Origin of the sequence: Nonomuraea sp. NPDC050733, from assembly GCF_040654215.1 — a bacterium.
In the GTDB taxonomy this organism is placed as follows: domain Bacteria; phylum Actinomycetota; class Actinomycetes; order Streptosporangiales; family Streptosporangiaceae; genus Nonomuraea.
This window is the reverse complement of the sequence record NZ_JBFAHO010000031.1, coordinates 24008-45242: the sequence shown is the minus strand read 5'-3', so window position 1 is coordinate 45242 and position 21235 is coordinate 24008. Positions and strand designations below refer to the sequence as shown.

General features: G+C 73.4%; 20 protein-coding genes. 8 read left to right on the top strand and 12 right to left on the bottom strand.

The genetic code is table 11. The features are described 5' to 3' along the window. Positions 1-77 precede the first annotated feature (77 nt). The 7 genes from AB0H64_RS33610 (at position 78) to AB0H64_RS33580 (ending at position 6948) form a co-directional block, all read left to right on the top strand. A complete protein-coding gene (locus AB0H64_RS33610; protein ID WP_357632679.1) occupies positions 78-890 on the top strand; it encodes an ABC transporter ATP-binding protein in 813 nt (270 codons plus the stop codon). After that, positions 887-1777 carry a branched-chain amino acid ABC transporter permease gene (locus tag AB0H64_RS33605; RefSeq protein WP_357632677.1) on the top strand — a complete coding sequence of 297 codons (891 nt, stop codon included), beginning with the start codon at positions 887-889 and terminating at the stop codon, positions 1775-1777. Before AB0H64_RS33610 ends, AB0H64_RS33605 begins: the two co-directional genes overlap by 4 nt. Continuing rightward, positions 1770-2891, top strand: coding sequence for a branched-chain amino acid ABC transporter permease (locus AB0H64_RS33600; protein WP_357632675.1), 1122 nt, complete (start codon positions 1770-1772; stop codon positions 2889-2891). Before AB0H64_RS33605 ends, AB0H64_RS33600 begins: the two co-directional genes overlap by 8 nt. 36 nt (positions 2892-2927) lie before the next feature. Continuing rightward, positions 2928-4175 carry an ABC transporter substrate-binding protein gene (locus AB0H64_RS33595; RefSeq protein ID WP_357632674.1) on the top strand — a complete coding sequence of 416 codons (1248 nt, stop codon included), beginning with the start codon at positions 2928-2930 and terminating at the stop codon, positions 4173-4175. Positions 4176-4237: 62 nt separating this feature from the next. Further along, the gene (locus AB0H64_RS33590; RefSeq protein ID WP_357632672.1) at positions 4238-4897 is read left to right on the top strand and encodes a TetR/AcrR family transcriptional regulator; all 660 of its coding nucleotides are present in this window, start codon (positions 4238-4240) and stop codon (positions 4895-4897) included. A gap of 117 nt (positions 4898-5014) precedes the next feature. Beyond that, positions 5015-6163 (top strand): acyl-CoA dehydrogenase family protein, encoded by a 1149-nt coding sequence (locus tag AB0H64_RS33585; RefSeq protein WP_357632671.1) that lies wholly within the window; start codon positions 5015-5017, stop codon positions 6161-6163. Positions 6164-6174: 11 nt separating this feature from the next. Beyond that, positions 6175-6948 (top strand): crotonase/enoyl-CoA hydratase family protein, encoded by a 774-nt coding sequence (locus tag AB0H64_RS33580; protein ID WP_357632669.1) that lies wholly within the window; start codon positions 6175-6177, stop codon positions 6946-6948. Between the two features lie 100 nt (positions 6949-7048). Here the strand turns inward: AB0H64_RS33580 and AB0H64_RS33575 are convergent, their stop codons facing one another. The 12 genes from AB0H64_RS33575 to AB0H64_RS33520 are packed head-to-tail and all read right to left on the bottom strand — an operon-like array spanning position 7049 to position 20060. Further along, the gene (locus tag AB0H64_RS33575; protein ID WP_357632667.1) at positions 7049-8644 is read right to left on the bottom strand and encodes an acyl-CoA dehydrogenase family protein; all 1596 of its coding nucleotides are present in this window, start codon (positions 8642-8644) and stop codon (positions 7049-7051) included. A gap of 36 nt (positions 8645-8680) precedes the next feature. Continuing rightward, positions 8681-9145, bottom strand: coding sequence for a MaoC family dehydratase (locus AB0H64_RS33570; RefSeq protein ID WP_357632665.1), 465 nt, complete (start codon positions 9143-9145; stop codon positions 8681-8683). Beyond that, complete coding sequence (locus AB0H64_RS33565) at positions 9142-10353, bottom strand: acetyl-CoA C-acetyltransferase (protein ID WP_357632663.1); 1212 nt, start codon at positions 10351-10353, stop codon at positions 9142-9144. The genes AB0H64_RS33570 and AB0H64_RS33565 overlap by 4 nt, the downstream gene beginning before the upstream one ends. Beyond that, entirely contained in the window at positions 10346-11245 is a 900-nt protein-coding gene (locus tag AB0H64_RS33560; RefSeq protein WP_357632661.1) for a MaoC family dehydratase N-terminal domain-containing protein, read from the bottom strand. Before AB0H64_RS33560 ends, AB0H64_RS33565 begins: the two co-directional genes overlap by 8 nt. 5 nt (positions 11246-11250) lie before the next feature. Beyond that, complete coding sequence (gene fabG, locus AB0H64_RS33555; protein ID WP_357632660.1) at positions 11251-11991, bottom strand: 3-oxoacyl-ACP reductase FabG; 741 nt, start codon at positions 11989-11991, stop codon at positions 11251-11253. Between the two features lie 7 nt (positions 11992-11998). Continuing rightward, positions 11999-13153 carry an acyl-CoA dehydrogenase family protein gene (locus tag AB0H64_RS33550; protein WP_357632658.1) on the bottom strand — a complete coding sequence of 385 codons (1155 nt, stop codon included), beginning with the start codon at positions 13151-13153 and terminating at the stop codon, positions 11999-12001. Beyond that, on the bottom strand, positions 13134-13991 hold the full coding sequence (locus AB0H64_RS33545) for a CoA ester lyase (RefSeq protein WP_357632656.1): 858 nt from the start codon (positions 13989-13991) through the stop codon (positions 13134-13136). Before AB0H64_RS33545 ends, AB0H64_RS33550 begins: the two co-directional genes overlap by 20 nt. Continuing rightward, entirely contained in the window at positions 13988-15250 is a 1263-nt protein-coding gene (locus tag AB0H64_RS33540; RefSeq protein ID WP_357632654.1) for a CoA transferase, read from the bottom strand. Before AB0H64_RS33540 ends, AB0H64_RS33545 begins: the two co-directional genes overlap by 4 nt. Continuing rightward, positions 15247-16395 carry an acyl-CoA dehydrogenase family protein gene (locus tag AB0H64_RS33535; protein WP_357632653.1) on the bottom strand — a complete coding sequence of 383 codons (1149 nt, stop codon included), beginning with the start codon at positions 16393-16395 and terminating at the stop codon, positions 15247-15249. The genes AB0H64_RS33540 and AB0H64_RS33535 overlap by 4 nt, the downstream gene beginning before the upstream one ends. A gap of 31 nt (positions 16396-16426) precedes the next feature. Next, positions 16427-18133 carry an AMP-binding protein gene (locus AB0H64_RS33530; RefSeq protein ID WP_357632652.1) on the bottom strand — a complete coding sequence of 569 codons (1707 nt, stop codon included), beginning with the start codon at positions 18131-18133 and terminating at the stop codon, positions 16427-16429. Further along, positions 18130-19272, bottom strand: coding sequence for a CaiB/BaiF CoA-transferase family protein (locus AB0H64_RS33525; protein ID WP_357632650.1), 1143 nt, complete (start codon positions 19270-19272; stop codon positions 18130-18132). The genes AB0H64_RS33530 and AB0H64_RS33525 overlap by 4 nt, the downstream gene beginning before the upstream one ends. Beyond that, the gene (locus AB0H64_RS33520; protein ID WP_357632648.1) at positions 19269-20060 is read right to left on the bottom strand and encodes a crotonase/enoyl-CoA hydratase family protein; all 792 of its coding nucleotides are present in this window, start codon (positions 20058-20060) and stop codon (positions 19269-19271) included. Before AB0H64_RS33520 ends, AB0H64_RS33525 begins: the two co-directional genes overlap by 4 nt. 170 nt (positions 20061-20230) lie before the next feature. Here AB0H64_RS33520 and AB0H64_RS33515 point away from each other — a divergent pair, with 170 nt between their 5' ends. Next, the gene (locus AB0H64_RS33515) at positions 20231-21133 is read left to right on the top strand and encodes a LysR substrate-binding domain-containing protein (protein ID WP_357632646.1); all 903 of its coding nucleotides are present in this window, start codon (positions 20231-20233) and stop codon (positions 21131-21133) included. Positions 21134-21235: the final 102 nt, after the last annotated feature.

Genomic DNA, 21235 nt, shown 5'->3' with positions numbered 1-21235 from the left:
GGCGGAGACACGGCCGGGAACGCGCGGCCAGGTCAGGGGCAAGGTCAGGCCACGCCCGAGCTGGCCCGGTGGGCGGGATGAGCCCGCCCCGTCTGGCCGTGGACGCGGTGAGCGTCACGTTCGGCGGCCTGCCGGCGCTGGACTCGGTGTCGTTCACCGTCGAGCCGGGCACGGTGCACGCGGTCATCGGCCCCAACGGAGCGGGCAAGTCGTCGCTGCTCAACGCGCTGTGCGGCATCTACCCCGTGACCGGCGGGCGCATCCTGCTCGACGAGCACGAGGTGACCCGGCTGCGGCCGGACCGGGTGGCGGCGCTGGGGGTCGGCAGGACGTTCCAGAACATCGTCGTCTCGCCGCGGGAGTCGGTGCTGGACAACCTGCTGGTCGGGCGGCATCGGCTGACCCGCGCCGGCCTGGTCGCGACCGCGTTGTGGCTGGGCCGCCGCGAGCAGCGGCGGCACGAGGCGCGGGTGCGGGAGATCGCCGCGTTCGTCGGCCTCTCGGCGCGGCTGGACGCCACCGCCGGGCTGCTGGCCTACGGCGACCTCAAGCGCCTGGAGTTCGCCAGGGCGCTCTGCATGGAGCCGCGCCTGCTGATCCTCGACGAACCGGTCGCCGGCCTGAACACCGCGGAGAGCCGGGAGCTGGGGCGGCTCGTCCTGGCGGCACGCGAGGCCCTCGGCCTCACGGTGGTCTTCGTGGAGCACGACATGGGCGTGGTCATGTCGATCGCCGACCGCATCACGGTGCTCGACTTCGGCCGGGTCGTCGCCGAGGGCGCACCCGACGAGGTGCGCCGGGACCCGACCGTGGTCAGCGCCTACCTCGGCGCACCGGAAGAGCCCGCCGGGCCCCTGGCCGGCCCCGAGGCGGAGAGGACGCCCCGATGACCCGTCTGCTGGAGCTGCTCGTCAACGGCGTCTCCCTGGGCCTGCTGTACGCGCTGATCACGCTCGGGTTCGTCATCGTCTTCAAGGCCACCCGGGTGGTCAACTTCGCGCACGCGTCGTTCCTGCTGCTCGGCGTGTACGTGGTGGCCGCGCTCCAGCCGCGGATCGGGTTCGCCGCGGCGGCGCTGCTCGGGCTCGCCGTCGCCGGCCTGCTCGGGCTGGCGACCGAGCGGCTGCTGATGGCCCGCGTCGACCGGCACGACCACCACGCGATGGCGATCCTCACGATCGGCCTCAACGTCGTGCTGACCGCCGAGCTGACCCGGCGCCTGGGCGAACAGGTGCTGCCGCTGGGCGCGCCCTGGGACGGCCACGTGGTCCGCCTCGGCCCGCTGACCCTTCCGCTCACGGTCGTCATCACGGTGGCGGCCGTCCCGGTGCTGATCGGCGGCCTCACCGCGCTGCTCACGCTGACCGGCTGGGGGCTGGCGATGCGCGCGTCCATCGCCGACGCCGAGGGCGCGGCGCTGGTGGGCATCCGCCTGCGCCGGGTCTCCGCCACCGCGTGGGCGCTGGCCGGGCTGCTGGCCACCGCGGCCGGCATCGGGCTGGCCTCGTTCCCGAGCCCCGGCGTCAGCCTGAGCATCGAGTCCGTCGCGATCGCCGCCTTCCCCGCGGCCATCATCGGCGGGTTCGACTCGCTCGGCGGGGCCATCGCGGGAGGGCTCATCGTCGGGGTCGTCCAGGTGCTCGTGGCCGGCCACCAGGACGCGCTCGCCTTCCTCGGGCTCGGCGTCGGTGACGTCGTGGCGTACCTCGTGATGATCGTCGTGCTGCTGTGGCGGCCGTCCGGACTGTTCGGGTCGAAGGAGTTCAGCCGTGTCTGAGGACACCCTCGCACCTGGCCGCCCCGCGGCGGCGAAGGCGGCGCCGGCGCGGACGCTGCCGCACCGGCTGCTCGCCGCCGTCGCCCTGGGCGCCGCGATCGTCGTGCTGCTGGCGCTGCCGCTGTACGTGGACGCGTTCTGGCTGCGCATCGGCCTGTTCGCGATGGCCTCCGCGGTCGGGGCGGTCGGCCTGACCATCCTGTTCGGCGCCGCGGGGCAGCTGTCGCTCGGCCACGCGTTCTTCGTCGCGGTCGGCACGTACGGGTACGCGTTCCTCGCCGGCGGCGACGCGGGCCACCTGACCGGCCTGGGGCTGCCCCCGCTCGTGGCGGGTGTGCTCGCGACCCTGCTGGCCGGTGTGTGCGGCCTGCTGTTCAGCCCGGTCGCCGGCCGCCTGCGCGGCATCTATCTCGGGATCGCCTCCCTGGGCCTGGTCTTCCTCGGCCATCACCTGCTGCTCAACCTGCGGCCGGTGACCGGGGGCTACGACGGGCGCTCGGTCGAGCCGTTCGCGGTGGGCGGGTTCGCCTTCTCCGACTCCGCGGGCCTCGTCGTGCTCGGCGTGCCGTTCGGGGCGGTGGAGAGCCTCTGGTACCTGTTCCTGGCGGTGACCGTCGTGGCGACGCTGGTGGCACGCAACGTGCTGCGGGGCCGGCCCGGCCGGGCGTTCCGCCTCATGCGCGACAGCGAGGTGGGCGCCGCCGCGATGGGCGTGCGGGTGCAGCGCACCAAGGCGGCCGCGTTCGTCCTGTCCTCGATGTACGCCGGCGTCGCCGGTGTGCTGACGGCGCTGGCCTTCCAGCGCGCGGTCCCCGACTACTTCGACCTCCACCTCTCCATCGACTTCCTCGCGATGATCATCCTGGGCGGGCTCGGCTCGACGTCCGGAGCGATCGTCGGCGCCACCTTCGTGGTCGCGCTGCCGATCGTGCTGTCCCGGTACGCGGACGTCCTGCCCCTCGTCGCCGGGCCGGGCCAGGACGGGCTGGAGGCGTCCATCGCCGCGCAGTTCGTCTACGGCGCGCTCGTCGTGGTCGTCATGCTGACCCAGCCCGGCGGGCTGCGCGCCCTGGTCCACACCCTCCGGAACCGGCGCAGGCCGGCCGCGCACTGAACCCACGCCCCACCCCCTCCACGCCAGGAGAACCACATGAACCGGTCCCGTCCGCGCGGCCTCTCCGCGGCCGCCCTCGCCCTCGCCCTGGCCGTCACCGGGTGCTCGAGCAAGGCCACCACCTCCTCGGGCACCGCCGCCACCGCCCCCGGAGTCAGCGACTCCGTCATCAAGCTGGGCATGCTGCAGGACCTGTCCGGCGCGTTCGCCACCTCCGGCAAGACCAGCAACGCCGCCAGCCAGTTCGCCGTCGACGAGATCAACGCGGCCGGCGGCGTGTGCGGCCGGAAGATCGAGCTGGTCGTCCGGGACCACGCGTACGACGTGCAGAAGGCGGTGACGGCCTACGACGAGGTCGCGCCGCAGGTGCTCGGGTTCCTCAACGTCTACGGCTCGGCGATCACCTCGGCGCTGCGCGACAAGATCACCGCGAACGACATGCTGGTCGGTCTGACGGCGTTCGCGCCCACCCTGCTCGGCGACCCGCATCTCATCGTGGTCGGCGCCACGTACGACGTCCAGGCGGTCAACAGCGTCGACTGGATGGTGCGCCAGGGCATGCTGAAGCGCGGTGACACCCTCGGGCACATCTACCTGCAGGGAGAGATCGGTGAGAACACCCTGAAGGGCAGCACGTTCGCCACCGGCAAGCTGGGGCTGAAGCTGGTGAGCCGGCAGATCAAGCCCACCGACGCCGACCTCACCAGCCAGGTGAACGCGGTGAAGGCGGCCGGCGCCAAGGCGATCCTGCTCGACTCCACGGCGAAGCAGACCGCGGCGGTGGCCAGCGCGGCCCAGGCCGCCGGGCTGGACGTGCCGATCGTGGGCAACGTCGCGACGTTCGCCACGAGCCTGCTGTCGACGGCGGCCGCGCCGGCGCTGCTCAAGCAGTACTACCGGGTGTCGGGCGTCGGGCTCCTCAGCGCGGACACGCCCGCGGTGCGGAAGCTCGCCGACAAGTGGAAGGCCAAGTTCGGCGCGCAGCAGCCCGAGTCGGGCGGCGCGGTCGTGCTCGCCTACGTGACGACCCACCTGTGGGCGAAGATCATCAGTGGGACGTGCGGCGACCTGACGCGCAAGGGCGTGCTCGCGGCCCGCACCAAGGTGACCAGGTTCAGCATGGACGGGCTCGGGCCGGCGCTGGACCTGTCCGACCCGGCGCAGCCGACCTCGCGGGAGAGCCAGATCCACCGCCCCGACAAGGGCGTCTACGCCGGCATGAAACTCGTCGAGGGCTTCAAGGTGTCCGACCTCGCCAAGGAGTACCAGGTGAAGGCGGGGTAGGGCGCCGGGCGGCTGTCCCGGCACGGATGATCACCGTTCGATGTGTGGAATAGGATGTGACGATGGCGACACGCGGCACGGCCGGCGCGGCGGCGGAGCGGCAGCCCCGGGCGGTGGCCCGGGGTGACGGGCTCGCCGCGATCATGCGGTCGGCTCGCGAGATCTTCGCCGAACGCGGTTACCACGGCGCGTCGATCCGGGACATCGCCAAGGACGCGGGTGTGAGCCTGTCGGCCCTGTACCACTACTACGCCGGCAAGCAGGAGCTGCTCCACGCGCTGCTGGAGGACGCGCTCACCGACTGCTTCCACGGCTGCCAGACGGCCCTGGCGAGCGCCGGGGACGACCCGGCGGCGCGGCTGGGGGCCTTCGTGCGGGCCACGGTGGAGTACCGGGTGCGGCGCCAGGTCGACAGTCTGCTCGCCCTGCGGGAGATCCGGAATCTGGAGCCGGAGCGGCTGGAGCGGTTCGTCGAGCGGCGCGACGCGCTCCCCCGGCTGCTGCGGGAGATCGTCGCCGACGGCGTGGCGCGCGGCGTCTTCGTCACGCCGTACCCCGACGAGGCGCAGCGGGCGATCCTCGCGATGTGCAACGCGATCGCCCAGTGGTACCAGCCGGACGGCGACATGCGCGTCAGCGACCTGGTGGAGCGGTACGTGCACCTGTCGCTCGCGCTCGTGCAGCACCACTCCCCCGGCGCGCCCGCTCCGCCCGCCCGCTGAGACGCACGCCGCAGCACCACGACGAGGACCGTGGCACCGCCGGGCCCACGTCTCTTACTTAACGATCGTCCGACAAGTTCAGTCCGGAGGGACACGGCTTGCCGGCGAAGGAGGAATATGCGACGCACCATCTTCGGCGCGGACCACGAGGCGTTCCGGGCCGTCGTCCGCGACTTCCTGGCGCGGGAAGTCGTCCCCCTCTTCCCCGCATGGGAGAAGGCGGGGGCGGCGCCCCGCGACTTGTACCGGTCGCTGGGCGAGCTGGGCATCCTCGGCCTGCAGGTCCCGGAGGAGTACGGGGGCGGCGGCCAGCGCAGCTTCAAGTTCAACGCCGTGGTGAACGAGGAGCTCGCGCACGCGAAGACGGCCCTCGGCCCGATCCGGGTGCACACCGACATCGTGCTGCCGTACCTGCTGCGCTACGCCGACGAGGAGCAGAAGCGGCGATGGCTGCCCGGGGTGGCCTCCGGCGAGCTGATGACCGCGATCGCGATGACGGAGCCCGGCACCGGGTCAGACCTGGCCGGCATCACCACGACCGCGACCCGCGACGCGGACCACTACGTGCTCAACGGGGCCAAGACCTTCATCACCGGGGCCGTCAACGCCGACCTCGTGCTCGTGGTCGCCCGCACCTCCGCGCCGTCGGGCGAGCGCCGGGCGGGCCTGAGCATCCTCGTCGTGGAGGCGCCGTCACACGGGTACACGGTGGGCCGCAACCTGGAGAAGATCGGTCTCAAGGCGCAGGACACCGCCGAGCTCTCCTTCGAGGACGTCCTCGTGCCCACGGCGAACCTGCTGGGCGAGGAGGGCCGCGCGTTCGAGTACCTGGGGCACAACCTCGCGCAGGAACGGCTGTCCATCGCAGTGAACGCGCAGGCGGCGGCGACGGCGGCGCTGGAGGTCACCGTCGCGTACGTGACCGAGCGGAACGTGTTCGGCAAGGCGCTGTCGGGCTTCCAGAACACCAAGTTCGTGCTCGCCGAGTGCGCCACGGAGGTGGAGGCGGGCCAGGCGCTGGTGGACCGCGCGCTGGAGGAGCACGACGCCGGCGAGCTGAGCGCGGCCGACGCGGCCAAGGTGAAGCTGTTCTGCACCGAGGTGCAGTCCCGGGTCGTCGACAAGTGCCTCCAACTGCACGGCGGCTACGGGTACGTGCTGGAGTACCCGATCGCCCGCATGTACGCCGACGCCCGGGTCACCCGCATCTACGGCGGCACCAGCGAGGTCATGAAGACCATCGTCGCCAAGTCCATCGGCCTCTGAAGGGGACGGAGATGAACACGGACATGAAGACCGTGCTGATGGAGTCCGCCGACGGCGTGGCGGTCATCACCATCGACCGGCCCGCGGCGCGCAACGCGGTGGACCTGGAGACGACGATCGAGCTCGCCGCCGCGATCGACGAGTTCGAGTCGCGGCCGGAGCTGCTGGTCGCGATCCTCACCGGCGCCGGCGGCACCTTCTGCTCCGGCATGGACCTGAAGGCGTTCGCGCGCGGCGAGAAGCCCGCCCTGCCGGGCCGTGGCTTCGCCGGCATCACCGAGCGTCTTCCGGCCAAACCGCTGATCACCGCGGTCGAGGGATGGGCGATCGCCGGCGGCTGCGAGCTGGCGCTGGCCGCCGATCTCGTGGTCGCGGCCCGGGACGCCACGTTCGGGCTGCCCGAGGTCAAGCGGGGCCTGATCGCGGTGGGCGGCGGCCTGTTGCGGGTGGCCAAGGCGCTGCCGTACCACGTGGCCATGGAGCTGGTGCTCACCGGCGACCCGCTGCCGGCGACGACGGCGCACGCGTACGGGCTGGTCAACGTGCTCACCGAGCCGGGCGGCGCGCTCGAAGGAGCGCGGGCGCTGGCCGCGCGGATCGCCGCCAACGCGCCGTTCGCGGTGCGCGCGTCCAAGCAGATCCTCTCCTCGTCGGTGCGCTACACCGACGAGGAGGCGTTCGCGGAGCAGCGCAAGGTGTGGGCCGCTGTGACGGCGTCCGCCGACGCGCTGGAGGGCGCCCGCGCCTTCGCCGAGAAGCGGGCGCCGGTCTGGCGAGACCGATGAACGGGCTCGCGCCGGCGAAGTCGCGGTCCACCTCGGTGACGACCGGCGCGTCGCGGAGGGTCGCGGCGCGAGCGTTGGCGGGACCGGCCGCGGGAGACGGTCAGGTCCTCGGCGGCGTCGCCAGCCGGCGGGCGATGACGCGCAGGGCGAGAACCTCGTCGGCGCCCTCGAAGATGGACAGCACCCGGGCGTCCACGAACAGCCGTGAGACGGTGTGCTCCTCCGCGTATCCGTAGCCGCCGTGCAGCTGCTGCGCCTCCCGGGTGACCCATTCGGCCGCCCGGCAGGCGAGCTGCTTCACCTGCGCGGCCTCCAGTTGACCGTCTCCGGCCGTCACCGCCCGCGCCGCCGCGAACGCGAAGGCCCGGCAGGCGACGATCAAGGCCGCCATTCTGGCGAGCTTGGCGCGGGTCAGCTGGTGGCCGGCGAGCGGGCGGCCGAAGACCGGCCGCTGCCGCGTGTGGTCCACTGCGAGTTCGAGCGCCGACTGCATGACTCCGACGGCGCGGGCGGCGGTCTGCAGCCGCGCGTTGGCGAACGCCTGCATCTGCAGGTAGAACCCGCGGCCCAGGCCGTCGTCCTGTCCGATCAGGTCGGCCGCGGGAACGCGCCAGCGGTCGAAGCTGACCTCGAAGGAGTGCATGCCCCGGTAGCCGAGCGTGCGGATGGCCCGCCCCTCGACGGACCCGCCGCCCTCCTGGGTGAGGCTCCATCCGTGCCCGGAGAAGGAGGGCTTGTCCACCACGAAGAGCGACAGGCCCCGATGGCCGGCCGGACCCGTGCGGGCCAGGACCAGGAGGTGGTGCGCGCGGCCGGCGAAGGTGCACCAGGTCTTGACGCCGTTCAGGACCCATGCGTCGCCGTCGCGGGTCGCGGTGGTGGTGATGCGGGCGACGTCGGAGCCGTGGTCCGGCTCGGTCACCGCGACCGCGCAGAGCCTCTCCCCCGAGGCGATGGGCGGCAGCCAGCGCCGTTTCTGCTCCTCGGTGCCGCCTCGGGCGATCGCGGCGCCGATGATCTCGGGACGCGTGATGAGCGAGCCGGCGGCGCCGAGGGAGGCCCGGGAGAGCTCCTCGGTCACCACCACCATGCCCAGCAGCTCGTCGGCTCCGCCCTCCGCGTAGCCGCCGTACGCGGCCGGGATCGACAGCCCGAAGCAGCCCATGCCGGCGAGTCCCTCGATGATGTCGGCGGGGACGTCCTCGTCGTCGCGGTGGATCCGGCCGGCGGCGGCGAGCACGCGGTCGGTGGCGAACTCCCGGAAGGCGGAGCGGACCAGCTGCAGCTCGTCGGACAGGTGCCGCGGCCCGGCCTCGCGGCTGTCCAGGACCCGTCCGGCCACACGCTCCAGGAAGGCGGGGTCGCGTCCCGCCGCGACGTGGGCGGCGACGCCGTCCAGTGCCGTCCGGTCGGCGCCCCACAGGGCCTCCCGGCCGGTCAGGCGGCCGGCCAGGTCCGCGGCGACGTCGGCGGCGTAGAGCAGCGCGAGGTCCGCCTCGGCCTGGCCGGCGGCGCCGTACGCGAGGAGCTCCCCCGCCGCGGCGACCGCCGAGGACATGGAGGCCACGTCGTAGGCCACGGTCTGGCTCTCGTCCTCCGGCGCGGACGCGAGGTGCGCGGCGGCTCCGCCGACGACGGCCCGCAGCGCCTCCACGACGGCACGCGCGCGGGCGAGGTTCGACGGGTCATGCTCCATCTGGCGATCCTCAGGCGTGTGTCTCAGAAGTGTTCGTCAGCCGGGGAGAACGAGGGTGACGGTCTCGGCGACGCAGGCGGGTTTCGGTGCCCCGTCGATCTCGATGGTGTAGCGCGTCGTGAGGGCGGCTCCCGCGGCGGTCTCCCGCAGCTCGGCGAAGCTGGCCCGGGCGCGCAGGCGTGATCCGGCGGGCACGGGAGCGGGGAAGCGTGCCTTGTTGACGCCGTAGTTGACGCGCGCCTGCCCCAGGTCCAGGCGGAAGAGCTGCTGACCGAAGTGGGGGATCAGCGACAGGGTCAGGTATCCGTGCGCGACGGTGCGGCCGAACGGTCCGGCGGCGGCCCGTTCGGCGTCGACGTGGATCCACTGGTGGTCGCCGGTGGCGTCGGCGAAGGCGTCGATGCGCTCCTGGTCCACGACCAGCCAGGCACTGGGCCCCATCGGGCGGCCGAGGGCGCTCTCCACCTCCTCCAGGGACGCGAAGACGACGAGCGCGGTCATGCCGTCACCCGCTCGAAGACGGCGGCCAGCCCCTGGCCTCCGCCGATGCACATGGTCTCCAGGCCGTAGCGGGCCTGGCGCCGGTGCAGCTCGCGGGACAGCGTCGCGAGCATCCGCGCGCCGGTCGCGCCGACCGGGTGGCCGAGCGAGATGCCGGAGCCGTGGACGTTCGTGCGTTCCAGGTCCTTCTCGCCGAACTTCCACTCCCTCATGACGGCCAGCGCCTGGGCCGCGAACGCCTCGTTCAGCTCGATGAGGTCCATGTCGGCCAGGGACAGGCCGGCGCGGCCGAGGGCGGCCGCGGTGGCGGGGACCGGCCCGATGCCCATGGTCTTCGGCTCGACTCCCGCCACGGCCCACGACACGAGGCGGACCAGGGGGCGCAGCCCGAGGCGCTCGGCGCGCTCGGGGGTGGTGACCAGGCACATGGCGGCCGCGTCGTTCTGCCCGCTGGCGTTGCCCGCCGTGACCGTGGCCTCCGGGTCGGAGCCGAGCAGGATCGGCCTGAGCCTGCCCAGCGACTCCAGCGAGGTGTCGGCGCGCGGGTGCTCGTCAGTGTCGATCATCGCCTCACCGCCCTTGACCCGCACCGCGGTCGGGATGATCTCCTCGGCCAGAATCCCGTCCGCCTGGGCCCTGACCGCCCGCCGGTGGGACAGGAGGGCCAGCTCGTCCTGCTCCTCGCGCGGGATCGCGTACGCGCGGCGCAGGTTCTCGGCGGTCTCCAGCATGCCGCCGGGCACGGGGTGGCTCCTGCCGCCGGCGGTCTGCCGGGCGCGTGCGAGGCCGTCGTGGATCGCGACGCCGTTCTTGGCGCCCCACCGCATGTCGAGCGAGTAGAACGCGGCGTTGCTCATGCTCTCGGTGCCGCCCGCGGCGACGACGTCGTGCGCCCCGGTCTGCACCTGAAGGGCGGCGTAGATCACTGCTTGCAGGCCCGAGCCGCAGCGGCGGTCGAGGTGCAGGCCGGGGACGGTGACGGGCAGGCCGGCGTCGAGCGCGACGACCCGGCCGATCGCGGGCGCCTCGCCGCTGGCGTTGCAGTGGCCGAGGATGACGTCCTCGATCGCCTCCGGCGCGACGCCGGTGCGGTCGAGGAGGCCCTTGAGGGCGGTCACCCCGAGGTCGACCGCCGTCAGGCTCCTGAACATCCCGCCGTAGCGGCCGATCGGGGTGCGGACGGGCTCGCAGATGACGGCTTCACGCATGGCCGGCGCCTTCCTGGAACTCGATCGTCAACGTGGTACGGGGCTCGCCGGAATCCCGGCCGCACAGGCCCAGGGTGAGCGGGGCGTCATCGACCCGGAGCAGCCGCGCGGCCTGGCCGCAGAAGAGCGGTCTGCGGTTCCTGTGCCGCATGCGGAAGACCGGGGCGTGCTGCCCTTCGAGGCGCAGGACCTCCGCGAGGGCGAGCGTCATCAGGGGTCCGTGCACCACCAGGCCGGGGTAGCCCTCGATCCGGGTGGCGTACGGCCAGTCGTAGTGGATCCGGTGCGGGTTCGACGTCGCCGCGCTGAACCGCATCAGCAGGGCCGGATCCGTGGCGAGGTCCCAGGCCCACTCCCCCGCCCGGGTGAGGGGGGCGCCGGTGGGGGCCAGGCGGGCCGCCGGCTCGGCCGGGACCTCGGAGGAGGCGACGGCTCCCGCGCCCCGGTGGACGTCCCGGTGGACGTCCCGGTAGACGAGGTCCTGCCGCTCCTCGATCGCCAGGCGGTCGCCCTCGTCGTACAGCCTGGTGACGACGGCCACGACGACCAGCTTCCCCGAGCGGCCGGACTTCTCGGTGACCGACTCCACGCGCGCCTCACGCCGGACCGTGCCGCCCACCGTGAGCGGGCCGTGGAAGACGACCTCGCCGCCGGCGAACATCCGGCGCGGCAGCTCGACGGGAGGCAGGAACGTCCCGCGCGCCGGATGGCCGTCGGCCCCGAGCGTGGAGGAGGCGGGCCAGCGGGCCAGGGCGAGCCAGTGCCACAGCGGCGGCAGGGGGTCTCCCGGGCCGGGCGCGGGCGTGCCGTCGTCGAACAGCGCGGACAGCGCCGCCACCGGATGCGGGTCGACCGTCTCGGTGGTGGTGAGGGTGTGCGGTTCCCAGCCCATCGGCGTCACATGAATCTTCCGCCGGTCACTTCCAGCACCGTGCCGGTCATGTACGAGGACAGGTCGGAGGCCAGGAACAGCGCGACGGTGGCGACCTCGCCCACCTCGCCCGCGCGCCCCATCGGTATCTCGGCCATCTTCTGGTCCCACGCCTTCCGCGGCATGGCCTCGGTCATGGCCGAACGGATCAGGCCCGGCTGGATGACGTTGACCCGCACGCCGTGGTGCGCCAGCTCCTTGGCGGCGGCCTTGGACAGGCCGACGATGCCGGCCTTGGCGGCGGAGTAGTTGGTCTGGCCGACCATGCCGACCTTGCCCGACAGCGAGGAGATGTTCACGATCGCGCCGCTCCGCCGCTCCCGCATGATCGCCGCCGCCTTGCGCGTGCCGTTCCAGGTGCCCTTGAGGTGGACGTCCACGACCTGGTCGAACTGGTCCTCGGTCATCGTGCGCATCGTCGCGTCGCGGGTGATCCCGGCGTTGTTCACCATGACGTCCAGCGGGCCGAAGGCGTCCAGGGCCGTCCGGAGCAGGGCGTCCACGTCGGAGGCGTTCGTGACGTCGCACCGCGCCGCCCGGGCCACCGCGGGGCCGCCCAGCTCCTTGGCCGCGGCCTCGGCGGCGTCGAGGTTGAGGTCGCCGAGGACCACCCTGGCGCCCTCCTTGACGAAGACCTCGGCGATGGCCAGGCCGATGCCCTGGGCGCCGCCGGTGACGACCGCCGTCCTGCCGTCGAGTAGCGTCATGACTCTCTCACCCGATTCTGTTGCGTGCGATCAGCTGCGCCGCGATGACGTTGCGCTGGATCTCGTTGGTGCCCTCGCCGAGGATCATCAGCGGGGCGTCCCGGAAGTACCGCTCGACGTCGAACTCCTTGGAGTAGCCGTATCCGCCGTGCACCCGCATGGCGTCCAGTGTCACCTGCATCGCGGCCTCGGAGGCGAACAGTTTGGCCATGCCGGCCTCCATGTCGGCCCGGCCGCCCTCGTCGAGCCGGCGGGCGGCGTCCCCGGTGAGCAGCCGCGCCGCCTGGACCTTGGTCGCCATGTCGGCCAGCAGGTTGCCCACCGACTGGTGCTTCCAGATCGGCTTGCCGAACGACTCGCGTTCCTGCGCGTACCTCACCGCGTCGTCGAGCGCGGCCTGTGCCACGCCGACCGCGCGCGCGGCCACCTGGATCCTGCCGACCTCCAGCCCGCGCATCATCTGCGCCCACCCCTGGTCCGGCTCGCCGCCGAGCACGGCGGACGCGGGGACTCTCATCCCGTCGAAGACGAGCTCGCACGCCTCGACCCCGCGGTAGCCGAGCTTCGGCAGGTTCTTCGAGATGTGCAGGCCGTCGCCGGGCTCGACGAGGAGCACGCTCATCCCCCGGTGCGCGGGGCTCGCGTCCGGGTCGGTCACGCACAGCAGACCGATCAGGCCCGAGTGCCGGGCGTTGGAGATCCAGGTCTTCGACCCGGTGATCACCAGCTCGCCGCCGTCGGCGACGGCGTGCGTGCGCATGGCCTGCAGGTCGCTGCCGCCGCCCGGCTCGGTGAGCGCCATCGTCGCCCGGACGCTGCCGTCGGCCATCCGCGGCAGGTACCGCTCCCGCTGCTCCCGGGTGCCGAACGTGCCGATCAGATAGGTGATCACCGAGTGTCCGCCGATGGCGCCGGCCAGGCTCATCCAGCCGCGGGCCAGCTCCTCGGTCACCCGTGCGAAGCACGCGGCGCCGACGTCCACGCCGCCGTACTCCGCCGGCGTCAGGAGGCCGAAGAAGCCCAGCTTCTTCATCTCCTCGATGAACTCGGCCGGGTACTTGTCCACCGGCTCGTAGTCCCGCACCCGCGGCCGCACCCGCTCGTCCACGAACTCGCCGGCCAGCGCGACGATCTCCCGCTCCTCATCGGTCAGTGCGCTCATGACTGCTCTCCACTCTGTCCTGGCTCGTGCGCGGACGGCTCGTCCGCAGTATCCGACGGGCCCGGTCCACCACGGGCTTGTCCACCATGCGCCCGTCGAGAACGACGACGCCGCCGGCTCCCCCGGCCTCGACGACCGACCGCGCCCAGCGCACCTCCTCGTCGGCGGGCCGCAGCGCCTCCTCGGCCACCGGGACCTGACCGGGGTGGACGCACAGCTTTCCGGTGAAGCCGAGCCGGCGGGCGTGGCGGACGTCGTCGCGCAGCGGCTCCGGGTCGCGCACGTCGCCGGTCACGCCGTCAACCGGCGGGGCGATGCCGGCGGCGGCGGAGGCGAGCACCAGGGCGCCGCGCGAGGAGGCCAGGGCGCCTCGATCATCGGGGGCGACGCCGAGCTGCGCGGCCAGGTCGAAGCTCCCGAAGGCCAGCCGCTCCACGCCGGGCGCCGACGCGATCCGCGGTGCCTCGATCACCCCGCGCGCGGTCTCGACCAGCGCGATCAGGCAGGCGAGCCGGCCGGCCAGGTCCCGGAGCGCTCCGGCGTCCTCGGCCTTGGGCACCATCACCGCGCAGCCGTACGCGGCGACCGCCCGCACGTCCTCGTCGTGCCACGGGGTGCCGGGCGGATTGATCCGCACCGCCCCGGTGTGTCCCGCGGCCAGCCAGCCGGTCACCTGCCGGCGGGCATCGGCCTTGTCCGCGGCCGGCACCGCGTCCTCGAGATCGAGGACGACGAGCCCCGGCGACGACGCGTGGGCCTTGGCGAACCGCTCCGGGCGGTTCCCCGGGACGAACAGGAGTGTCCGCGCGTCCCTGACCTGCTCGACCAGTGGCGTCATCCGGTGTCCCGCCCGATGTCGCGCGTCCGGATGACGCCCTTGTCCCCCAGCGCCGCGAGGTCCGCCGCGGACAGCCCCAGCTCGGCCCGCAGCACCTCGCCGGTGTGTCCGCCCACGGGCGGCGCCGGCTCGGGGGGAGACTGCTGCCCGTCCATCACCAGCGGTGATCCCGGCGCCAGGTGCGCGCCGACGCCGGGCTGCGTGAGCTGCGCCATCAGCGGGCTCTCCCGCAGCGGGCGCGCGTCGCCGGCGGCGAGGTCGGCGAAGCTCCGGTACGCCGACCACAGCACGCGGGTGGCCCGCAGCGCCGCCTCCGCCTCGGCCAGGGTACGGGTCTCGAACCAGCCCGCGAGCAGCTCGCCGAGCACCTTGCGGTGCCGATGGCGTTCCGACTCCTCGCCGAGGTCCGCCCCGAGCGCCGAGGCCAGCGCGGAGACCACCTCGGTGAGGCCGGTCGCGGCCAGGAGGTCGCGCCAGTGCCGGGCGGTCAGCGCCACGACCATCAGCCGCCCGCCGTCGGCGGTGGCGAAGTCACGGCCGAAGGTGCCGTACACGTGGTTGCCGTCCCGTTCCCGCGGCGTGCCGCCGAGCTGCGCGTCGGCGAGGTGGCCGAGGTTGCCTGCGGTCGCCAGCGCGACGTCCTCCAGGGCGACCCGCACCTGCTGCCCCTCGCCCGTCAGCAGCCGGTGCCGCTCGGCCGCCAGCAGTCCGACCGCCAGGTAGAGCCCGGCGGCGACGTCCCATGCGGGCACGACGCTGTTCACCGGCCCCGCCGTGCCTTCCGGGCCGGTCAGCAGGGGGAAGCCGGTCGCCGCCTGGACGGTGTAGTCCACCGCGGCCGCGCCGTCCCGGCGGCCGGTGAGCAGCACGTGGATCACGTCGGGGCGGCGCTCGCTCAGCGCCTCGAAGGTCAGCTCCGGGTACCGCTCGGAGTTCGTGATCACGATCCCTCCGCGCTCTCCCCCGCTGGCGATCAGGCCGGCGACGAGCTCGCGTCCCTCCTCGCGGGACAGGTCCACCTCGACGGCGCGCTTGCCCTTGTTGAGGCCCGACCAGTACAGGCTCGTCCCGCTCGGGGCCAGCGGCCAGCGGGTACGGTCGGCGGCGCCGCCGATCGGCTCCACCCGGATCACGTCGGCGCCGAGCTGAGCCAGCGTCATCCCGCCCAGCGGGCTCGCCACGTAGCCGGAGATCTCGATGATCCGCATGCCGCGCAGCGGCCGGGAGCGCCGGCCGGCTGGCGCGGCCCGCCCCGTCACCGCCCCGCCGCCTTGAGCAGCTGCTTGGCGATGATGACCTTCTGCACCTCGCTGGTGCCCTCGTACAGCCGGAACAGGCGGGCGTCGCGGTAGAAGCGCTCGACCGGGACCGTCCGCATGTAGCCCATGCCGCCGTGGATCTGGACGGCGCGGTCGGCCACCCGGCCGACCATCTCGGAGCAGAAGAGCTTCGCGCACGAGGGGGCCATGCGGCGGTCGCTGCCGTCGTCGTACGCCCTCGCCGCTTCCAGCACCATCGCCCGGCCCGCGAGGAGCTCGGTCTGCGAGTCCGCGAGCATCGCCTGCACCTGCTGGAACTCCACGATGGGGCGGCCGCCCTGCCGGGTCGCCGCGGCGTGGCCGACGCTCTCCTCGACGAGCCGCTGGGCGAGCCCGACGCAGACCGCCGCGATGTGCATCCGGCCACGCGCGAGCGAGCGCATGGCGGCCGCGAAGCCCTCGCCTTCGACCCCGCCGATCAGCGCGGACTCGGGCACGAGGACGTCGTCGAGGAACACCTCGGCGGTGTGCGCGCCGCGCTGGCCCATCTTGTCGTCCTTGGGCCCGACGCTGACCCCCTCGGTGTCCGACTCGACCGCGAAGACCGAGATGCCCCGGGTGCCCTCGGTGTCGGCGTTCGTCCTGGCGAAGACCATGAACACGTCGGCACGGTCCGCGTTGGTGATGAACCGCTTCTGGCCGGTGAGCCGGTAACCGCCGTCGGCCCGGACCGCCCGTGTCCGCAGCCCGCTCGGGTCGGAGCCCGCCTCGGACTCGGTGAGGGCGAAGGATGCGATCCTGGCGCCGGTGGCCAGGCCGGGCAGGTAGCGCCGCTTCTGCTCGTCGGTGCCGAAGTTCACCAGCACCTGGCCGGCGATGCCGTTGTTGGTGCCGAGCATCGAGCGGAAGGCCGGCGTGGTGTAGCCGAGCTCCATCGCCAGCTGGACGTCCTCGGTCATCGAGAACCCGAGACCGCCGTACTCCTCGGGCAGCGCGAAGCCGAACAGGCCCATGTCGGCCGCCTTCGCGCGGATGGCCTCGGGGATCTCGTCGGTCTGCTCGATGACGTCCTCGGCGGGCACGACCTCCTTGCGCACGAAGGTGCGGACGGCGGCGAGCACCGCCTGGAACGCTTCGGTCTCCACTGTCTGTCTCCTGACGCGGTCGTGGGCGGGGTCAGCGGGAAGAGGGGGCGGGCGGGTCGTCCCACGCGACGAGCGCGCGCAGCTCGGCCTTGAGGATCTTGCCCGCGGCGGAGGTGGGCAACGCGTCCACGACGTGGACGGCACGGATCCTCTTGTACGGAAGGACGCGTTCGGCGACGAACGCCATGACCTCGCCCGGGTCGACGGCGACGCCGGGCCGCGGCACGACGAAGGCGACCGGCTCCTGCCCGACGCGCGGGACGGACCGGGCGACGACCGCCGCCCTCGCCACGCCGGGATGGCCGTGCAGGACGTCCTCCAGCTCACGCGGATAGACGTTGTACCCCTTGTAGATGAGCATGTCCTTGGCCCGGTCGGCGATGAAGACGAAGCCCTCCTCGTCGAGGTGACCGATGTCCCCGGTGCGCAGCCAGCCGCCGGCGAACTGTTCGGCGGTCGCCTCCGGCTGGTTCAGGTAGCCCGCCGTGACCTGGGGGCCGCGTACCCAGAGCTCGCCGGCCTCGTTCGCGCCGAGCGCGGTCGCGCCGCCGGTGACCGGGCGGACCTCGACCGTGGTGTCGAACATCGGCAGGCCGACGCTGCCGGGTCTGCTCCTGGCGCCGCGCAGCAGCGGCCCGGCGGCCACCAGGCACGTTCCCTCGGTCAGCCCGTACCCCTCGCTGACCATCGCGCCGGGGAAGGCTGCCGCGAGCGCCCGGAGGGTGGCCGGGTCGATCGGCGCGGCGCCCGAGGAGATCACCCGGACGGACGTCACGTCCCGGGCATGCAGTACGGGGCTGTCCAGCAGCGCGTGCCACATGGCCGGGCTGCCGGTGACATAGGTGGCGCGGTGGCGCTCGACCGCCTCCAGCAGCAGCTCCGGGGAGAACCGGCCGGTGAGCACGATGGTGGTCCCGCACAGCAGCAGGAAGCTCAGGTGGATGAGCGCGTGCGCGTGGAACAGGGGCGGCACGAGGACCGTGACCCCGGCCCCGGGCCGCACTCCCGCGTCGTGCGGGCCCGGGATCGGGCGGAGCCGCAGGTCGCCGCTCCCCGTGACGGTGACCAGGTGAGCGGCCCGCCAGGCGGTCATCTGGGTGACGTTGGCGACCACGTTGCGGTGCAGGACCCGGACGCCTTTGGGGACGCCGGTGGTGCCGCCCGTGTAGGCGATGTGGGCCACGCCGTCCGCGGTGACGCCGCTCTCCGGAGCGACGGTGGGCCGGTCCGCGACGAAGTCCGCGAGGGCGGCCAGGCCGTCGCCGCCGGCAGGGGGCTCCGCGGACGGCGCGCAGGCGCTCGGCGGGACGACCACGATCGTCCGCAGAGCCGACCCCGCGCCGGCCTCCCGCAGCGTGGCGACGTGGGCGGGATGGCCGACGGCGAGCACCGCTCCGGTGTCGAGGAGCTGGGCGCGCAGGGCCGGCGCCGGCTGCAACGGGTTGGCCGGCGACACGGTAGCCCCGGCGAGCAGCGCCCCGTAGTAGCCGACCAGGAACCAGACGCTGTTGGGCAGGTGCAGGAGGACGACGTCGCCGTCGCGGACGCCGGCGTCCCGCACGCCGTGGGCGAACGCGGCGGCCCGCTCGCCCAGTTCGGTGAAGGTGAGCCGCTCGTCTCCGTCGACGACGGCCGTCCGGTCGCCGTACAGGTCCGCCGCCGCGGTGAGCAGCTCTCCCACGGTCAGCTCGGGATAGTCCAGCGAGGTCGGCATTCCCTCGGGCCAGTACGTGCTCACAGCACGACACCTTCCCTCAGCAGGCTCTCGATCTCCTCGGACGTATGTCCCAGTTCGGCGAGGATCGCGCGGGTGTCCCGGCCGGGGAGCGGCGCGGACGCCGGCCGCGCGCAGGGGGTGCCGGCGAAGCGCGGCGCGGGCCCGGGATGGACGGCGCCTTCCGCATCGATGAAGAAGCTCCCGCGGGCGGCGTTGTGGGGGTGCGCGGCGACCTCGTCCATGGTCAGCACCGGTGTGACGCAGGCGTCGATGCCGGCGAACCGCGCGACCCACTCGTCGCGCGAGGCGGTCAGGAACGCCTTCGCGAAGGTCCGGCGCATCGCCGGCCAGGTGCCCGGGTCGCGCTGGGCGGCGACGTCGACCGCGTCGGCCACGCCGAGGACGTCCACGAGGGCGGCGAAGAACCGGCCTTCGATGGCGCCCACGGCCACGTGCCGCCCGTCGGCGCACTCGTAGGCGTCGTAGAAGGGGGCGCCGCCGTCGAGCAGGTTCTCGCCCCGCTCGACCGTCCACGTGCCCTGCGCGAAGCGGCCGTACATCATCGACATCAGCAGGCCCGAGCCCTCGACCATCGCCGCGTCCACGACCTGGCCGCGCCCTGACGTCCTGGCGTTCAGCACCGCGGCCAGCACGCCGAGGGCGAGCAGCATGCCTCCGCCCCCGAAGTCGCCGACCAGGTTGAGCGGCGGGGTGGGCGGCTGCCCGGGCCGGCCGATCGCGCCGAGCGCGCCGGAGAGGGCGATGTAGTTGATGTCGTGGCCGGCCCGCATGGCCAGCGGCCCGTCCTGGCCGAAGCCGGTCATGCGGCCGACCACCAGCCGCGGGTTGCGCTCGGCGAGCGTCGCGGGATCGAATCCCAGGCGCTCGGCCACGCCCGGGCGGAAGCCTTCCAGCACCGCGTCCGCCCTGTCGACCAGGGCCCGCACGACGGCGGCTCCGCGGGGGTCCTTCAGGTCGGCGACCAGCGATCGGCGCCCGCGGTCGAGCACCGGGTTCGGCCGCGTGCCGCGGTCGGCGGGGCGGTGGACGCGGACGACCTCCGCCCCCAGGTCGGCCAGCACCATGGCGGCGAAGGGCACGGGCCCGATGCCACCGAGCTCGACGACCCGCACTCCGGCGAGAGGGCCGTCCGGGCTCATCGGCCCCGCCAGTTCGGCCGGCGCTTCTCGGCGAACGCGCGGGCGCCTTCCCGGGCGTCCTCCGAGGCGAAGACGGGCTCGATGAGCAGGCGCTGGCGGGCGAACCTCTCCGCCTCCGGCCACCGCCCGTGCTCCTTGATCACCTGCTTGCTGACGAGGGTGGCGAGCGGGCCGTTCTCCGCGATGCGGGCGGCGATGGCGAGCGCGGCGTCGAGGGCGTCGCCGTCGTCGGCGAGCCGGTTGACCAGCCCCACCTCGTACGCGCGCTCAGCCGTGATCATGTCACCGGTCAGGGCGAGCTCCATGGCGACCTGTTCGGGAACCCGGTGCGGCAGGCGCAACAGCCCACCGGCGGCGGCGACCAGTCCGCGCCTGACCTCCGGGATGCCGAACCTGGCCGTCCGCCCCGCGACGACGAGATCGCACGCGAGGACCATCTCGCAGCCTCCCGCGAGCGCGTAGCCCTCGACCGCGGCGATCAGCGGCTTCTTCGGCGGCGCCTCGGTCAGGCCCCCGAATCCCCTGCCCTCGATGCTCGGCCGTTCTCCGCGCAGAAACCCTTTCAGGTCCATGCCCGCGCAGAAGCAGCCCCCGGCCCCGGTCAGGACGCCGACGGAGAGGTCGTCGCGGCGATCGAGCTCGTCGATCGCGGCGGCGATGCCCTCGGACACCGCCCGGGTGACGGCGTTCTTGGCGTGCGGCCGGTTGATGGTGATCACCGCGACGCGCGACTCGTGACGCACCAGCACCTCATCGCCGGCGGCCGTCGTGCCGCTGTCCGTTGTCATCTGTCGAGCTCCTGAGCGGGCCGGGGAACAGGTCTGCCACGACGCGCCACCCAGGCGGCGTCCCGGCACACCCGACTGCATCACCGCCGGGCAGGTCGGCGCCAAGACCAGAGCGCGAATGGATCTATCGACCATGCCTATGGCCGGAGGTCAGGCGCTATCGTGCGGGCATGGATCTGCGGCTCGTCGCGTACTTCGTAGCGGTCATCGACCACGGCGGCATCACCAAGGCCGCGAAGGAGCTGTACATCGCCCAGCCGTCGCTGTCCCAGGCGATCCGCAGCCTGGAGCGTCAGCTCGGCACCCAGTTGTTCGACCGGACCGGCCGCGGACTCACCCTGACCGCCGACGGGCGGGCGTTCGCCGGGCCGGCCCGGCAGATCCTGGCCGACCTCGAGCGCGCCAAGCGCCGCGTGCACGCCGTCCGGGACCTGGTCTCCGGACGCCTGGAGATCGCGGTGCTGTCCACGCTGTCCGCCGATCCGCTGCCGGAGCTGACCAGCAGGCTGCACCGGCTGCACCCGGGCGTCCTGGTCACCGTCCTCGACCCCGGCAGCTCGTCCGGTGTGGTGAGCCAGGTCCGCCAGGGACAGGCCGAGCTGGGGCTGACGGACTTCCCGGTGAAGAGCGAGATGCTGCGGACCCGCGAGCTCTGGGAGCAGGAGATCGCCCTCGTCCTGCCGCCCGATCTGGCCGCCGCACTCCCCGACCCGGTCCCGCTGGAAGCGGTCGCCGAGATCCCCCTGGTGCTGGAGTCCTCGGACCCGGGGGGCCGGGCCGCCATCGACGACGCGCTGGGTCAGGCCGTCGGCTTCGTGGCCGTCGAGTGCGCGCACAGGCAGGCGATCTGGGAGCTGGTCATGCACGGGGCGGGCGCCACCTTCCTGCCCCGGCGGATCGCCGAGACGGAGCTGCGGAACGTGGTGGTGCGATCCACGTCGCCGCCGGTCCGGCGCATGGTGCGCCTGGTGTTCCGGCCAGGGCCGCTGTCCCCCGCCGCCACGGCGTTCCTGAACGTCGCGGAGGAACTGAGCCGGCAGCACCATGCCCGGCCTGCGCCGGGCGACGCATAGGTTCGGCCTATCCGACGATGCGACATTCGGTCTTTGCGCCACGGCCCGGTGGATGGTCCACTCTCAGGCAGTCGAAGACGGACGCCTGCGATCGTGGGGTTG

What these genes read in the sequence shown, in the direction of transcription:
- AB0H64_RS33610 (WP_357632679.1), top strand. Translation starts at nt 78, where the DNA reads ATGAGCCCGCCCCGTCTGGCCGTGGACGCGGTGAGCGTCACGTTCGGC.
- AB0H64_RS33605 (WP_357632677.1), top strand. Translation starts at nt 887, where the DNA reads ATGACCCGTCTGCTGGAGCTGCTCGTCAACGGCGTCTCCCTGGGCCTG.
- AB0H64_RS33595 (WP_357632674.1), top strand. Translation starts at nt 2,928, where the DNA reads ATGAACCGGTCCCGTCCGCGCGGCCTCTCCGCGGCCGCCCTCGCCCTC.
- AB0H64_RS33590 (WP_357632672.1), top strand. Translation starts at nt 4,238, where the DNA reads ATGGCGACACGCGGCACGGCCGGCGCGGCGGCGGAGCGGCAGCCCCGG.
- AB0H64_RS33585 (WP_357632671.1), top strand. Translation starts at nt 5,015, where the DNA reads ATGCGACGCACCATCTTCGGCGCGGACCACGAGGCGTTCCGGGCCGTC.
- AB0H64_RS33580 (WP_357632669.1), top strand. Translation starts at nt 6,175, where the DNA reads ATGAACACGGACATGAAGACCGTGCTGATGGAGTCCGCCGACGGCGTG.
- AB0H64_RS33575 (WP_357632667.1), bottom strand. Translation starts at nt 8,644, where the DNA reads ATGGAGCATGACCCGTCGAACCTCGCCCGCGCGCGTGCCGTCGTGGAG.
- AB0H64_RS33570 (WP_357632665.1), bottom strand. Translation starts at nt 9,145, where the DNA reads ATGACCGCGCTCGTCGTCTTCGCGTCCCTGGAGGAGGTGGAGAGCGCC.
- AB0H64_RS33565 (WP_357632663.1), bottom strand. Translation starts at nt 10,353, where the DNA reads ATGCGTGAAGCCGTCATCTGCGAGCCCGTCCGCACCCCGATCGGCCGC.
- AB0H64_RS33560 (WP_357632661.1), bottom strand. Translation starts at nt 11,245, where the DNA reads ATGGGCTGGGAACCGCACACCCTCACCACCACCGAGACGGTCGACCCG.
- fabG (WP_357632660.1), bottom strand. Translation starts at nt 11,991, where the DNA reads ATGACGCTACTCGACGGCAGGACGGCGGTCGTCACCGGCGGCGCCCAG.
- AB0H64_RS33550 (WP_357632658.1), bottom strand. Translation starts at nt 13,153, where the DNA reads ATGAGCGCACTGACCGATGAGGAGCGGGAGATCGTCGCGCTGGCCGGC.
- AB0H64_RS33545 (WP_357632656.1), bottom strand. Translation starts at nt 13,991, where the DNA reads ATGACGCCACTGGTCGAGCAGGTCAGGGACGCGCGGACACTCCTGTTC.
- AB0H64_RS33525 (WP_357632650.1), bottom strand. Translation starts at nt 19,272, where the DNA reads ATGAGCCCGGACGGCCCTCTCGCCGGAGTGCGGGTCGTCGAGCTCGGT.
- AB0H64_RS33520 (WP_357632648.1), bottom strand. Translation starts at nt 20,060, where the DNA reads ATGACAACGGACAGCGGCACGACGGCCGCCGGCGATGAGGTGCTGGTG.
- AB0H64_RS33515 (WP_357632646.1), top strand. Translation starts at nt 20,231, where the DNA reads ATGGATCTGCGGCTCGTCGCGTACTTCGTAGCGGTCATCGACCACGGC.